The sequence below is a fragment of the Paenibacillus sp. FSL K6-1330 genome (genome assembly GCF_037976825.1).
Taxonomy (GTDB): Bacteria; Bacillota; Bacilli; order Paenibacillales; family Paenibacillaceae; genus Paenibacillus_AQ.
Window position 1 is genome coordinate 1,331,984 of the sequence record NZ_CP150269.1, and the last position, 15,831, is coordinate 1,347,814.

Annotated in this window: 10 protein-coding genes; all 10 read left to right on the forward strand. The window is 43.3% G+C overall.

Going from position 1 to position 15,831, the window contains the following annotated elements; all coding sequences use genetic code 11:
- Positions 1-6 precede the first annotated feature (6 nt).
- Positions 7-771 (forward strand): hypothetical protein, encoded by a 765-nt coding sequence (locus NYE54_RS05825; protein ID WP_339270725.1) that lies wholly within the window; start codon positions 7-9, stop codon positions 769-771.
- A gap of 353 nt (positions 772-1,124) precedes the next feature.
- Positions 1,125-2,393 carry an alpha-L-fucosidase gene (locus NYE54_RS05830; protein WP_339270727.1) on the forward strand — a complete coding sequence of 423 codons (1,269 nt, stop codon included), beginning with the start codon at positions 1,125-1,127 and terminating at the stop codon, positions 2,391-2,393.
- 20 nt (positions 2,394-2,413) lie between these two features.
- A complete protein-coding gene (locus NYE54_RS05835) occupies positions 2,414-3,802 on the forward strand; it encodes an extracellular solute-binding protein (RefSeq protein ID WP_339270728.1) in 1,389 nt (462 codons plus the stop codon).
- A 28-nt stretch (positions 3,803-3,830) separates the two neighbouring features.
- Positions 3,831-5,213: an extracellular solute-binding protein gene (locus NYE54_RS05840; protein ID WP_339270730.1), complete on the forward strand. Its 1,383-nt coding sequence runs from the start codon at positions 3,831-3,833 to the stop codon at positions 5,211-5,213.
- A 73-nt stretch (positions 5,214-5,286) separates the two neighbouring features.
- Entirely contained in the window at positions 5,287-6,405 is a 1,119-nt protein-coding gene (locus NYE54_RS05845; RefSeq protein WP_076325478.1) for an ABC transporter ATP-binding protein, read from the forward strand.
- A gap of 13 nt (positions 6,406-6,418) precedes the next feature.
- Positions 6,419-9,388, forward strand: a complete 2,970-nt coding sequence (locus NYE54_RS05850) for an extracellular solute-binding protein (RefSeq protein WP_339270732.1) — start codon at positions 6,419-6,421, stop codon at positions 9,386-9,388.
- 97 nt (positions 9,389-9,485) lie between these two features.
- A complete protein-coding gene (locus NYE54_RS05855) occupies positions 9,486-10,373 on the forward strand; it encodes a sugar ABC transporter permease (protein ID WP_251035623.1) in 888 nt (295 codons plus the stop codon).
- Positions 10,373-11,287, forward strand: coding sequence for a carbohydrate ABC transporter permease (locus NYE54_RS05860; RefSeq protein ID WP_339270734.1), 915 nt, complete (start codon positions 10,373-10,375; stop codon positions 11,285-11,287). Before NYE54_RS05855 ends, NYE54_RS05860 begins: the two co-directional genes overlap by 1 nt.
- A gap of 24 nt (positions 11,288-11,311) precedes the next feature.
- Entirely contained in the window at positions 11,312-13,423 is a 2,112-nt protein-coding gene (locus NYE54_RS05865; RefSeq protein WP_339270736.1) for a YIP1 family protein, read from the forward strand.
- On the forward strand, positions 13,423-15,831 hold the full coding sequence (locus NYE54_RS05870) for a DUF5696 domain-containing protein (RefSeq protein ID WP_339273396.1): 2,409 nt from the start codon (positions 13,423-13,425) through the stop codon (positions 15,829-15,831). Before NYE54_RS05865 ends, NYE54_RS05870 begins: the two co-directional genes overlap by 1 nt.

The following is a 15,831-nucleotide window of genomic DNA, read 5'->3' on the forward strand; positions in this document are numbered from 1 at the left end:
TTCATCATGAAAAAAACATTCCGCTTGCTATTGAAAAACCCATTAATTATTATGTATCCGATTATTTTGGATGCGTTATCATTCATTATTGGGCTTATCATTGTTGGTTTTATTGGTGTGCCTTCACTATCCATACGTCTTATTCTGGAGATGGGGATTCCATCGGTCAGTTATGTTAGTAATATTCCGCAGCTCATCAATCAAATGCAGTTTATGGGTGATACGATATCTGTGAGAGCGTGGATTCCTGTTCTCTTCATGCTGTTACTGATGGCTTTTGCTCAGGGGGGGTATATCGCTTCTTTGCGTAATGTTGTGGAAGGCAGTCCAATATCAATCGGTCAATTTATGAAAGACGGCAAAAAATACGCGGTCCGCTTTATCTTCTTGTTTATGATCATAACCGCAGCAAAAACAGCCATTACAACGTTATTGGCAGCGTTTCTAGGTGTTATCGGACTGTTCTTGTCCCTCGTTATATTTGTAGTTCTCCGAGTCATCTTTATTTATGTAGAATATTGTATCGTTGTTAATCAATTGAATGTTGATGCAGCATTCCGTCAGAGCAGACGTTATTTTCAAGCGTCAAGTTTTAACACGTCAGGTATTATTATTGTCATGATGATCAGTTCAGGCGTCATTAGCTTGCTACTTCACTATTTATGGAGCCCCGCAGCAGTAATTATAGCGATACCTATTTGTGCTGTTGTCATGGGTGTTATTCAAATTGCTTTCATGCAGCAGTTGTTGTTAAACAAAGTATCTACATGAAAAATTGCAATGAATCCCTAATAGTGCGTGTTCAAAAAGATCGATTTTCAGCACCGAGAAGGTTGGATGAAGCTAGGGACGTCAGGAGCGGAGCGTACGTTTTGGGTACGTGAGCACCGGAAGGCCCGGCTGAATTCAAGATTCGATGCCGAGCTGCTTCCTGATTCGCTTCGTAATCAAAAGCGGACTTTTTGAACAACCTCTAATACATAATTAACCCCTTAAATAGCAGTAAGGACACTCGTTCTTACTGCTATTTATCGTTATGGATCATCACATGAAATACGCAACATCTTCACACCACCTTCACAACAGAATTGTTAAGATTAGAAAAAAAGTTGAGGGGGGTCTTTGTGATAACGAATTCGATGATTAAACCTACTCTTCGGCAATTAGAGTATCAGGGTTGGGAGTTCGGTATGTTTTTGCATTTTGGTCTGCGTACATTCTATGAGGGGTATGTTGATTTTGATAAGCGCTCGATGTCACCTTCGGAATTCAATCCTGTTCGGTTAGATTGCGAGCAGTGGATTCGAACAGCTAAAGAATCTGGGATGAACTACGCGGTATTGACAGCCAAACATCATGACGGTTTCTCTAATTGGCCATCGAAGTATAGTTCATTCACTGTGGCGGAGTCCCCATGGAAAGAGGGAACCGGGGATGTGGTGAGGGAGTTCGTCGCCGCATGCCGTAAGTATGATGTGAAACCTGGATTATATTATTCTCCATTTGACGGCTCGGCAGATTTTTATAATCAGGATGCCCGTGCATATGATGATTACTTTGTTAATCAAATTACGGAACTGCTTGGAGATTATGGAGACATTGATATTCTGTGGTTTGACGGTTGCGGCTCTGAAGATCATGAATATGATTGGGCAAGGATTATTGGTGAGATTCGCCGACTGCAGCCGAATATTTTAATTTTTAATATGGGCGATCCTAATTTCCGGTGGGTAGGTAATGAAGACGGAATTGCACCGATTCCTTGCTGGAATGTTACAGATGCAACGGAATTCTCGATTTTAACCCAGCAGAAAGATGCATTGGGTGAACATATATGGTTACCAGCTGAATGCGATGTACAGATGCGGGCGAATTGGTTCTACAGTGACAGTGATGAGCACACCGTCAAGAGTCTAGATCAACTTATGGGCTTGTATTATTATTCGGTAGGTCGAGGCGCTAACTTGCTATTAAATATCGGACCGGATCGAGAAGGTTTGTTACCTGCGAAAGATACAGCACAGTTACAGGCAATGGGTAGTGAGATTCGTAGAAGATTCGATCATCCTATTGCTTCAATAGAACAGTGTTCGCAGAATAAGTCAGGATGGTCTTATGAGGCAACGAAACCTCATGTAATCGATCATATCCTGATTCAAGAGGATTTGGCGCACGGAGAACATGTGCGGGGTTTTCGGATTAACGTCACGACTGAAAAAACACATCGGTCCATCACGGTGTACGAAGGAAGAAACATTGGACATAAAGCAATTATTCGCATTCCTCCGATTAAAGTTCGAGGCCTTCAGTTAGAAATAACAGATTATGAAGATGTGCCTTCAATCCGCCAAATTGCTATCTACCATGTGGGGGAGACCTATGATTCCGAATAAACAATGAGGGGGAATTGATTGTGATTAAGAACCGAAAAATATGGAATGTGCTTATGATTCTGTGCCTTATGCTTACCATTTTTGTAACCGCTTGCAATAGTTCGGATAATACAGCTAATGAACCGGAAAGCCATTCTGAAGCGACGGATACCCATAATACGGATACAAACACGGAAGAAGGTAAGGAAGAGGGACCGAAAGAGCCTGTCAAACCATTTAGCGATGAACCCGTAACGCTTAAGATAGCGACGCCTTGGGGAATCGACTATTTCACACCGAGAATGATTGATCCGATTCAAGAGCAATTCCCCCATGTGACCGTCGAGCATGTTGACTGGAACGGGACGGCTGAGAATATGCAGGAATTAAGTGCGCAAGGTATTGTTCCTGATATTGTATTAGGTTACACCGGTCAAGCACCGTTTGAAGAACTTGAGATGGTATTCGGTCTGGATGACATGATTGCCGAGTATGGCGTTGATTTAAGTGGAGTCAATCCACAGCTGCTTCAGGAATTACGTTCAAGGGACAAAGAAGGACGTCTGATTGGTCTTCCCGATGCTGGCGATGTCCTCGCATTGTACTATAACAAGGAAATCTTTGATCTGTTAGGTGTCAACTATCCATCTGACAATATGACGTGGGATGAACTTATTGATCTGGCGAAGCAGCTGACCGTCAAGAAGGACGGTGTTCAATATAGTGGCCTTGATCTAGGGGCCATGCCAACAGCGTTATTTAATCAATTATCGATGAACTATACAGACCCAGAGACGGGTGAAGTATTGTTTGACAAAGATCCTAAGTTTGCAAAGATGATGGAAGTTCTCAAGAAATATTTCAGTATACCCAACATCTATAATCCAGAAGAACAAAGTAAATTTGAAGGTAAAACAGCTGCAATGGTCATTAACTGGCATGGCTTCTTAACTTGGTTTGGCGGAGAAGTGGAAGAGAGAGTTGAATATGAGAAAAGTATGGATATGGTTCCCGTTCCGTCGTTTGCAGATATGCCGGGAGTAGCTCCTAAACCAGGGGCTCATCCATGGATCATCAATGATTTCAGTGAACATAAAGAAGCAGCATTGCAAGTGTTAACCTACGTGATCTCCCCTGAATACCAGATCCAATACCGGATGAGAATGGGGACTCCTTCCGTATCCTTAAGCCAAGAGGATGGGGAATTGTTCGGTGCAGATGATCCAACGTATACAGGCAAAAATGTCACGGCGATGTTCCAAAATCCATTTGCTGAACCACCTGCACGTAAAAGTCCGTGGGATCGGCATGTTGCGATCAATGAGGCACTCACGAAGTTTGCCACTACCGATTTGAACGTAGCGGAATTCACGCGTGTACTGAAGGAAGAGTCGGAAATTAAGATCAAGGAAGAGCAATCCAAGAAATAAATATGACATGCATTAGGGGGAGCGTTATATGAAGCTGAAACGCACATTAGTCCTGCTATCTGTGTTTATTTTATCGATTTCATTGTTGTTGTCAGGGTGCAGTACGGATGTTGGTGGCCAGCAGGAGGACACAACGGAAACGGTAGCCACGGATACACCGTCTACGGATACGCCATCCACAGATGCGAAAACAGAAGATGAACAGGCCGTATCGACAGATGAGGTTACCATCAAGATTTTGTATCCATGGGGACAAGAGGCGTTCGATAAACTTTTTAAGGATATTGATGAGAAGCTTCCTAATATTAACGTTGAATTAGTTGACTCCCAAGCACAATTGGAGCCCTTGCAAGAGCTGAACGCGAAACAAATCGTGCCGGATATCATATTTGCCAACTGGGGAATCGACGCGTTGCAGGAGCTGGATATGATCGAACCGCTCGATGATTTGATCGAATCCCACCAATTCGATCTTAGTGGTATAGACCCTTCCATTATAGCTTACTGGCGTTTAGTCGATTCTGAGGGCAGATTGCTAGGTATGCCTACAGCTAGCGACAATTATACGATGTTTTACAACAAAGAGGTTTTCGATCTATTTGGAGTGCCTTATCCAACAGGGGATCTGACATGGGATGACATGGTTGATCTTGCGAAGAAACTGACTGGTGAAAGGGACGGAATCCAATATCATGGACTTGAGATGGGCCCTGGATTCGCAGGTACGGAAGCCTTGGTCCCTTTAAAGCAATTAAATGTGAACCTGACGGATCCCGAAACAGGAGAGGTTTTAATTACGAAAGAACCGGCAATTATTAAATACCTTGAATTGATGAAGAAGTTCTACAGCATCCCTGGTATTTATAGTGATGATCCGGAAGTCAGAAAGGATTATTCCTTTCAAAATAAAAATGTCGCTATGATCGTATCTTGGCCGGGATACATTAAATGGGGCATTGGAGATCCGGAAATCACGAAACATATTCAATCCGTACCAGTGCCGGTATGGCCGGAATTACCGAATATTGCACCGGCTTCATTCTCGCATCCATTCATTATTAATAAATACAGTGAGCATAAAGATGAGGCATTTCAAGTCCTTACCGAATATGTGTCTCCCGAGCATCAGGCCCAATTAGCAAGAATTGGGGATCGTCCAGTACTAACCGATCCGAAAGTTTACGAAGAGTTTGGCGCAGAACTTGAAGTTTATGAAGGTATGGATATCAACGCATTTTTCTCACGCCAACCAGTCATTCCAAAAACGATCAGCAAATGGGATCAATATGTGGATCTTTCAGGGAGCCTAATGAAATTCTCTGAGTCAGATATGAATATTCCAGAGTTTCTAAGAGTATTGCAGGAAGAATCTGAGGCGAAAATCAAAGATGCCATGGCTAAGGGACAATAGATATTTCATGACCAAAAGATTCAAACCAAGGTATTGACTGGGGAAAATGGGATCGTGCAAAGGAGGAATTCTTGTGTCGAGAATTATATTTAATCATGTTCACAAACGTTACGGGAAATATAAAGAATACGCAGTGAAAGACTTTAACCTCGAAGTTGAGGATGAGGAATTTCTTGTCTTTGTAGGTTCTTCAGGATGTGGTAAGTCGACAACATTACGTATGCTCGCGGGATTAGAAGATATCTCAGAAGGCGAAATTTACATTGGCGATACCATTGTGAATGATATGCCGCCTAAAGACCGTGATATATCGATGGTATTCCAAAATTATGCGTTATACCCGAACATGTCTGTCTACGATAATATTGCCTTTGGTCTGCAAATGAGAAAGCTTCCGAAACATGAAATTGAGTCATCGGTTAAACGGGCTGCCCGTGTGCTAGAAATTGAAAACTATTTGGACCGTAAACCAAGAGAATTATCTGGCGGTCAGCGCCAGCGTGTTGCACTTGGTCGGGCGATTGTTCGTACACCACAGGCATTTCTGATGGATGAACCGCTCTCCAACTTGGATGCTAAACTGCGTGTGCAGATGCGTTCGGAAATTATTCGGCTTCACAAAAAAATCGGTGTCACGACGATTTATGTTACCCATGATCAGATTGAAGCGATGACGATGGGCGATCGTATTGTGGTCATGGAGAAGGGGATTGTTCAACAGGTAGATACGCCAGAGGTTATTTATAATGAACCAGCTAATCTGTTCGTAGCTAACTTTATCGGAAACCCGCCGATGAATTTTGTGACCGGCAAAATTGAAGAGCGTGAAGGGTTCCTTGAATTCCATACGAAGCGCTTCGGGCTTAAGCTCACAGAGAAGCAAGCTCATGCGATAAGACAGATGAATCTCGTAGATCGAGGAATCATTATTGGAATGCGGCCAGAAAACATTAGCTTTGAGGAAATTATGTTGGAAGCGTATCCACAGTCGATTATTAACGGAACGATGGAATTAAGTGAATTTGTTGGATCTGACCGTTACTACCATATGAATATAGGGTTGGAGAAATATCTGGTTGCCCGTGCTCACCCACGCTATCACTTTGACGATGGAATGAGAACTGCTGTCGCCGTGGATATGAACAAAGCATTATTTTTCCATAAAGATACAGGGCTTCTATTAACAAAGTGATGGAGGGATACGAATGGTAAAGAGAAGTATTAAATTTCTTAACCGATTATTGCTCGTTATCTTATCCGTAGCCCTTATAGGTAATCCGGTGTTGCCAGGTAACGCACAAGGTGATCCCAAGATTGCAGAATCAAGCAGTCCGGATACACGTACTCAAGATTTTTCGAGCCATGAGCCTTATTTTTATACCATATCGAAAGAATGGGAGCAGAAGAAGGTTAAGGTGGGAGCGAAGGAGGCTCTGATTGATGCTAAATCGTATCATGCGAAGTCGGATGATGCTGTCGTCTCCGTGGGCTCTTATGAAGGCGAGCATGATGTTCTTCTATGGTCTCAGCCTAAAGGCTGGGTAGAGTACAAAGTAAATGTAGATCAAGAAGGCTTATATGAACTGGCTACGGATTATCACCCGTTTCTTTCAAAGGATGGGCTCGGGCGCCAGTCGGTGATCATGAGTGTCCAGATCAATGGAGAATATCCGTTTCGAGAGGCACATTCCGTTTCGTTGGAACGGCGATTCTCTGAGGTGAGACCTGAGAAATATGATGATGAGGGTAATCAAATTCGTTCATTAATTGACGAAGAAGCGGGCTGGAAAACGACTTCTTTTCGTGATTCTGAGGGGTCTTATAGCAAACCGTTGCAATGGCATTTGAACAAAGGGGAAAACACGATTCGTATAGAGACGATTCGCCAGTCGGTCGCGCTGAAATCATTCCGTTTACAAGTCCCTAAAGACATTGCCAATTATGAAGACGTGAGAAAAACGTATCCAACTCATGCAGCGAGCGGCAGTAAGGAAGCCATTGTCATCGAGGGTGAACAGTTCAGCCTTAAAAACTCCTCTTCGATTCAAACGCAATACGATCGGAGTCCGTTATCTGAGCCTAAGTCGCTCGATCTCGTTCGATTTAATTCGCTGGGTGGTACGGGCTGGAACAAAGGCGGTCAAGCGGTAACCTGGGATTTTGAAGTTCCGGAAGATGGCCTATACCATCTGACATTCCGTGTGAAACAAAATTTGCGTAAAAATGCTACGGTATTCCGAAATATTTATATTGACGGTGAAATTCCTTTTAACGAAATGAAAAACGTTCCGTTCCCATATGACAGTGACTGGAAAAAGGTATCGCTTGCTAATACGGATGGGGAATTATTTGATTTCTATTTCACAAAAGGAAAGCATTCGCTCAGGATGGAAGCAACTGTCGAGCCTTATATCCCCGTCATAGCCGACATCGATCAGATGTCGAAGGAACTTCGCGACGTTTCCAGAGAACTTCGTATTGCCACAGGGAATAGCACAGATGCGTATCGCGTATGGAACATCGAGAAAGATATCCCGGGTATGACCAAGAGACTTGAAGTATTAAGGGATAGCTTCAACAAACTTACAGATGAAATGCTCGCAATCAACAAGGTAAGGGACAATGTGTCACAATCCTTTAAATCCAGTGTGCGAGATTTAGAAGATTTATTAAAAGATCCGAATGAAATTCCTTATAGTCAGTTAACCATCGGAACGATGCAAGAGAAAATTGAGGCCCAGCGTGTGGATTTGATGAATACTCCGCTGCAAATTGATCGAATTTATGTAGCTGCCCCCGATACAAAACTGCCTAGAATAGAGGCAAACTTCTTCGAGAAATTATGGAACTCGATCGTTACGTTGTTCTATTCCTTTTCAAGCAAGAACCAGCTTGATCGGAATGCAGAAGATGAATTGAATATTTGGATGTTCAAAGGGCGTGATTACGTCGATGAGCTGCAGCAGCTTGCCAATGAACGATTTACACCAGAGCATGGCATTAAAGTGAATATCAATTTGGTCCAGTCGGCAGATTTGGTAGTTCTCGGTAAAGCAGCCGGGATATTACCTGATATAGCGATTGGGGTACCGAGTGCATCGATCTTTGATTATGCATTGCGCAATGCCATTTATGACTTTACAAAATTCCCGGATTCGGAGGAATTGTTAGATCAATTCCATCCAGGTATTATGCAGCCTTACCGTTATGACGGTGGTGTTTATGGTATACCGGAGACCAATAACTTTAACATCATGTTTTATCGCAAGGATATTATGAATCAGCTTGGCCTACCTGTTCCGGATACTTGGGATGATGTATACAAGATTCTGCCGACGTTATTGCAGAACGAAAGCAACTTCTACATCCCGCCGGATAACTTCTCGTACCTGTTCTTCCAAAATAACGTGGAGTTGTATTCGAAAGACGGACTGACGAGTGCATTGAACGAACCTAAGGCTTTTGAAGCGTTCAAAGAATGGACGGAAATGTTCAATGTGTACGGAATGGAACGACAAGTGAACAGTTTCTATCAACAGTTTAGAGATGGAACCATGCCGATCGGTATTTCAGATTTCAATACATACATGCAGCTACTGGTCGCAGCACCGGAAATTATGAATGAATGGGCAATCGCTCCCATTCCTGGAACAAAGCAGGCAGACGGTACGATTGCAAGATGGGCTGCCGGGGGAGCGCCGACAGCGAACATTCTTTTCAATGATACGCCGAAAGAGAAACGCGATCTCGCTTGGGATTTTGTGAAATGGTATATGTCCGAAGATATTCAAACCGAGTTTGGACTTAATCTGGAGCAATATCGAGGTGAAACCTTCCGCTGGAATTCAGCTAATGTTCATGCGTTTGCGAATATGCCTTGGAAACAGGATGATCTCAGCGTTATTTTGGATCAATGGCAGTGGATGCAAGAATGGCCCAATGTACCGGGAGGATATATGACGGCTCGAGAACTTGGTTTTGCTTGGAACAATGCAGCCATTGATCAAGTAAATCCGAGGATTGCATTAGAGAAGGCGGTTAAAGAAATAAACCGAGAGATGAAGCGTAAACAGCAAGAGTTCAATTATATCGATGAAAACGGGCAAGTGTTGAAGAAGCTGGATCTGATCCGAATTACGGAACCTTGGAAAGGAGCAATTCTGAATGACAGATAATGCAGCAGCTCTTTCTGAAAAGGTGAACGGAGCTAAGGCCAAGCTCGGTAAGACGAAGCCCAGCATTTCGGAACGGATCCATTATTTGTTGAAAGACATGTGGAAGTACCGCTTATCTTACTTGTTTATTTTGCCGTTTATGGCGATGTTCATCATATTTATCCTGATTCCTGTTGTTTCAGGTATTCTGTTAAGTTTCACCTATTTTAATGCCTTTGATTTTCCATCATGGCGGGGCTGGCTTAACTACCAGAATTTATTCTCACAGGACATTATTTTCTTGCAGTATGTATTGCCTAACTCGTTTAAGTTTGCCGTATTCGTAGGGCCAGTCGGTTACATCTTAGCCTTTCTGTTAGCCTGGTTAATTGCTCAGCTGCCAACAACGATGCGCACTTGGTATGCACTTGCCATGTATGCTCCTTCGTTATCTGCAGGTGTTGCGATGGCAGTCGTTTGGACGGTTATGTTTACCGGGGACCGATCAGGTTATATTAACAGCTTTTTGCTCAAATGGGGAATCATTGATCAGCCGGTTTTATTCTTACTCGATAAAGACTACCTGCTCAATATTATGATCATTGTCTCGATATGGTCTTCTATGGGTATTGGTTTCTTGGCCATCTTGGCCGGTATCCTCAATGTGGATAGACAATTGTACGAGGCAGGACGAATTGATGGTATATCGAGCCGTCTTCAAGAAGTGTGGTACATCACCATTCCAATGATGAAGCCGCAGATGATGTTCGCAGCCATTATGGCAATCGTTCATACGATTAAATCCGGAGGTATTGGGGTTCAATTGTCGGGTACGAACCCGACTCCGAATTATGCGGGTCAATTATTAATTGATCATATCAATGACTATGGATTTATTCGTTTCGAACTCGGTTACGCGAGTGCGATTTCTATCGTGGTTCTTCTGATGTGTTATGTGTTAAGTAAATTTTTCGGTTATTTATTCGCACCGAAGGAGGATGAATAATGCAAGAGGCACGGATGACTGCCATGCAGCGGAAATTAAAAATAAAATGGAGCGACTTTGTATTAGCTCTGAGATTGATCGATCGAGCACAAATATGGATTGCCATCTGTATCTTGCCGCTTGCCATTTTCATGCTCCTTCCGCTCATTTATTTGTTCAACCATGCATTTAAACCATTGCATGAGCTGTTCATGTTCCCGCCCACATTTATTGTTAGGGAGCCGACAACGGGGAGTTTCTCCGAACTGTTTGCCATGACGGCAAGCACCATTGTGCCGGTATCCAGGTATGTATTTAACAGTATTGTGGTTACCTTGTTGTCTAGCGTTGCCATGGTTATCACAGGAGCGATGTGTGCCTATCCTTTATCGAAGCATCCGTTCCCAGGTTCAAAAATTGTACTTGGTTTAATTATGCTGTCGTTGCTATTCGCAACAGAAGCCATCGCGATTCCACGCTTTATCGTCATTCAAAGCCTAGGGATTATGAACACTTATTTAGGTCACGTACTGCCACTTGTTGCCATGCCGGTGGGCGTATTCCTATTGAAGCAGTTTATGGACCAAGTGCCGAACGAGTTGCTGGAAGCAGCGAAGATCGATGGCGCGAAAGAATTCACAATTTTCCTGCGCATCGTTATGCCAATCGTTACACCTGCCATTGCAACGATTTCAATCCTTGCTTTCCAATCGGCATGGGGGAATGTAGAGACTTCAACTTTATTCATGCAGGAAGATTCCATGAAGACACTGCCGTTTTACATGAGCACATTAACATCTGGGCTAAGCAACTCGGTAGCTAGACAGGGAGCTGCGGCAGCAGGAGCATTAATCATGTTTTTACCGTCATTGCTCATCTTTTTGATCTTCCAGAGAAGAGTAATCACGACCATGGCGCATTCGGGGATCAAATAAGCAGTGGTATGGGGGAGGTGTACAATGCGCAACAATCCAAGCAAACGAAAATATGTGCTTTGGCTAGTCTGCTTGATTGCACTGACTGGATTCCCGATGATCGCAAGCGCTGATGTTCCTTATCGTACCTTCACGGAAGACAGTTATGAACGTACGATAATGACTCAATCTGCATATTCTCCAGTCGGCGTATTAGCGCAGGAGATTCCAGTCGTCAATGAGAAGGGTGAAGTAGAGTATACATCGCTGCAGCGTCCTCAAGATCTATTCATTGCAGACAATGATGATATTTATATTGCGGATACCGATAATAATCGGATTGTTCATCTGAATGAAAGTGGTGAGCTTGTTCGGTTAATCACGTTACCAGAAAGTCCGCTCAATCAACCACAGGGTGTGTTTGTTGCCGATAATGGCGATGTTTACATTGCGGATACAGGTAATAAGCGAGTTGTTCACCTGGATAAGAATGCGAAATTATTGACTGAAATTGGTCGTCCTACATCACCACTAATTAATGAATCCTTCGTATATGAACCGACGAATATGGTTATCGATAAACGCGGCTTTATATATGTTGTATCGAAAGGAAGTTATCACGGGATCATCCAATTTACTCCCGAGGGGAAATTCGACCAGTTCTTCGGAACGAATAAAACGGAAGTAACGCTGATGGATATCATTCGGAGACAGTTTTATTCGAAAGAGCAATTGAGTCGGCAGGTTCGACTTCTGCCTGTAACGATCCGGAATATAGATATCGATGATCAAGGCTTCATCTATACGGTTTCCGGTTCCAAAACAGAGCAAGTCAAGAAATTAAACATTCGCGGTGAAAATATATGGAAAGAGATGTCGTTCAATGAACGGTTGTTTTCCTTAGCTACAGTAGAATCTGATGAATTGATTGAGAAGCAGCTTACCGATGTTTCCTTAGATCAGAATGGTAATGTAACGATTATTGATAAATCACGGAACATTGTCTCCCAATATGATGCAAACGGTACGATGTTATTTTATTGGTCAGGCCGTTCTGCCTTAGGTAATTCGCTGGTTGGTTTAACAGCGGCACCTGTTGCAGTAGAAACCAACTCAAACAAACACCTTTATATTTTGGATGAAGCGCTGGGCCTCATTCAAGAGTATGAACCGACCGAGTTTGGAGCAACGGTTCACGAAGCTTACAAGTTGATGGAGGAAGGCAAGTATGCAGAAGGGGAGCAGTATTGGAACAAAGTACTGAAGTTGAATGCTCACTTCTCTCCAGCTTATAAAGGAATCGCTCAGGCCGCATTTTCTCGCGGTGAGTACGAGCGCGCTAGAGACTTGTTCAAGCTTGCAGGAGATGGTGAGGGATACTCAGACTCATTCTGGCAGATTCGCCTGCAATGGTTCCAGAAAAACTTCTCGACCTTGGCGAACTCTGTTATTATAGCCAGCCTCTTATTATGGGTTTTTATCAGGCTAAAGAAAAAATTCAATTTCCGAATGATGCCGAAATCGAATAAGTTAAACAGTCAAACCTGGTTCCAGCAATTAAAGCATGTATTCTATATCTTGAAACATCCGATAGATGGGTTTGGTGATTTGAGATATTTGAATAAGGGTGGCTACATCAGTGCTTTCGTTATTCTCATATTAACGGTAGTCATGCTTCTGGTGAAATCGTTCTATACGAGTTTTACATATAATCCAGTGCCGGTCTATGCAAAGGGTTCAACTTACATGCTTACAGTCTTCTTGGCCGTATGGTTATCATGGGTGGTATGTAACTATCTGGTAGGTTCGATCAAGCAAGGTGAAGCAAGGTTTAAAGATGTATTCGTTGGAAGCTGTTATTCCTTATTCCCGGTCGTGTTACTCGGGATCCCGCTTGCCCTTATTTCGAACATCTTTACACAAAGTGAAGCATCCATTTACAGCTCGATTGAGGTAGGTATGCTTTTGTGGAGTGGGTTATTATTCTTCTGGAACATTCAAGCGTTGCAAAACTACGGTGTTGGCGAAACGGTATTGAATATAACACTTACGGTCATCACAATGACCATTATGTGGGTACTTGTGTTCATCTTAATCGGACTTACATCCGAATTTGGTAACTTTGTTTACACGATCTATCAGGAGGTGTCGATGTGATGCGCTTATTACGGTCCAAAAAACGATTCATGGTAGCTGCGATTTGCGTCTTATTCGCGTCGACGCTCGGCGGTTTCATCTTTGCTACATCCGCTTCAACCAATAAGACGAAGACCGAAACTCAAACAACAGCACAGACTGAAACAAAGACTAAAACGGAGACACAGAGAGCACCTCAGACGAGTACGACAAAGGCAGTAACCCCTGCAAAATCAAATGGGAAATTGCCGGATGAAACCCAGTTCCAAACGATATCGGAGAATGAGAAATTATTGCTCAAAGCTGATAAATCCTCCGGTCATTTTACTGTAACAAGTAAAACCACAGGAGAAGTATGGCGCTCCTTTCCTAATCCGAAGGATTGGCAGGATAAGCTCAATACAGATGCATGGAAGCTGCATCTTGCTTCACCCTTTATGTTCCGTTATGTAGAGTTTAACCTGCGTAAAGACTTGCTGAAAGAGACTAACTTCTATGCACAAAAAGGGGGAATAAGCCAGTTCGAAGTAACAGATCAGGGATTCAAAGTTATGTATGACATGCCAGATCTTGGCTTCATCATTCCTGTAGAAGTCAAGCTTGGCGAAGATTTCGTTGAAACCAAAGTATTAGCTGAAGGTCTGGTAGATGAGAAAGTCATGCCGAAGGAAGAACCAGCGGCAGCAACGGTTGATAAGGATGGCAAAGAAGTCAAGAAACCGAAGCCCAAGAAAGATCCGATGGCTCGCCTAGCGTCCATTCGCTTATTCCCTTTCTTGGGTGCACAAACTTCGGATGACGAAGATGGATTTCTATACATTCCAGACGGGCCGGGCGCTTTAATTGATTTCAGAGAACGTCGAGCGGGTACACAAAACCTCTATACGGAACGTGTTTATGGTGACGATTGGGCATACAGTAACCGCAATACCATGTCTGATCGTAATCCGATTACTATGCCGGTATTTGGCATTAAATCGAATAAACAAGGACTTCTTGGAGTCATTACGGAAGGTGAAGAGTACGCGAACGTGGTTGCGGCGCCTTCGGGATCATTCAGTCAATTCAACTGGGTTACACCGGAGTATCAATACCGGTTCAAGTTCTTCCAACCGACAGATACGAAGAAGTTGAACGGTTACTTGACGTATAGCAAGGAAATAACGAAGTCGGATCGTGCGACCCGTTATTATATGATCGAGGAGAAGAATGAAGAAATTAGCTATGTTACACTAGCTGAACGCTATCGGGAATTGTTGATGAAGGAGTCGGCGATGAAACCGCTTGAAGGTGAGCATGCGAAGCTGCGGCTGCAGCTGCATTTACTTGGCGGCGATACCGAAGACGGATTTTTGTGGGATTCATATCTACCGTTAACTACGACGAAAGAGGCGGAAGGCATCGTGCAGGAGTTGTCTGCACTTGGTGTCGATCATATGGACATCACTTATCTTGGCTGGCAAAACGATGGATACAGTAAGTTTGGCGGCGACTTCCCCGTTCCAGATCAACTGGGCGGTAATCAGGGAATGAAGAAATTCACCGATTTTGCTCATTCGAAGGGCTACGCGGTTTATCTTGATGCCTCTTCCTATACGTATAACAGAGGCGGTGAAGACGGATTTCGAAAAAATCGAGACGGTCTTCGTGATCTAGCTTCTTCCGTCATAGAATCGACGAATTGGGATAGCAGACGGAAGACATTTGTCAGTCCTCAATTTATGAAAGGGGTTATAGAAGGAGATCTCCAAGAAGCGAAATCATTAGGAATTAATGGCTATTTATACGGTCAAGGAATCGGATCGTTGTTGAATACGGACTTTAATGAGAACTATAGAGCGACAAGAAAACATTCAAAGGAAATTCAGAGCCAGTTGTTTCAGATGACAAAAGAAACATTCGGCAGCGTAAGAGGGGCAGGAGGTAACGCGTACACCTTCCCATATATTAGCCATATGGACAACATGGCCTCTAACTTCTCCTATGACATGTTTATCGATCGTGTTGTACCATTCGCCCAAATAGCTCTTCATGGTCTGACTACATACTCATTCGAGTATGCGAACTTGAGTGATGACTATGCGGACAATTTCTTGAAGGGAATCGAATACGGCGCAGTACCGTCGTTTGTCGTAACGAACGCTTCATCACAGGAATTACTTAAATCACTTTCTCTCCATGAATTCTACAGTACAAACTACAAGGACTGGCTTGCAGAGATCGTGTCACAGTATCAAAAATACGAAGAGGCACTTGGTGATGTGCAGAACGAGTTCATTACAGGCCATCGTGAAATCGTAAGCGGCGTATTTGAAACAACATACAGTAACGGAAAACAAGTCATCGTGAATTATAACGATAAAGAGGTTAGCGTCGGGGATGCTGTTGTGAAAGCCAAAGATTACATTGTAAGCAAAGGAGGTGCGTAG

Excerpts from the sequence above, each read along its gene's own strand:
- NYE54_RS05865 (WP_339270736.1), top strand. The coding sequence starts at position 11,312 with ATGCGCAACAATCCAAGCAAACGAAAATATGTGCTTTGGCTAGTCTGC.
- NYE54_RS05870 (WP_339273396.1), top strand. The coding sequence starts at position 13,423 with ATGCGCTTATTACGGTCCAAAAAACGATTCATGGTAGCTGCGATTTGC.
- NYE54_RS05855 (WP_251035623.1), top strand. The coding sequence starts at position 9,486 with ATGTGGAAGTACCGCTTATCTTACTTGTTTATTTTGCCGTTTATGGCG.
- NYE54_RS05850 (WP_339270732.1), top strand. The coding sequence starts at position 6,419 with ATGGTAAAGAGAAGTATTAAATTTCTTAACCGATTATTGCTCGTTATC.
- NYE54_RS05840 (WP_339270730.1), top strand. The coding sequence starts at position 3,831 with ATGAAGCTGAAACGCACATTAGTCCTGCTATCTGTGTTTATTTTATCG.
- NYE54_RS05825 (WP_339270725.1), top strand. The coding sequence starts at position 7 with ATGAAAAAAACATTCCGCTTGCTATTGAAAAACCCATTAATTATTATG.
- NYE54_RS05860 (WP_339270734.1), top strand. The coding sequence starts at position 10,373 with ATGCAAGAGGCACGGATGACTGCCATGCAGCGGAAATTAAAAATAAAA.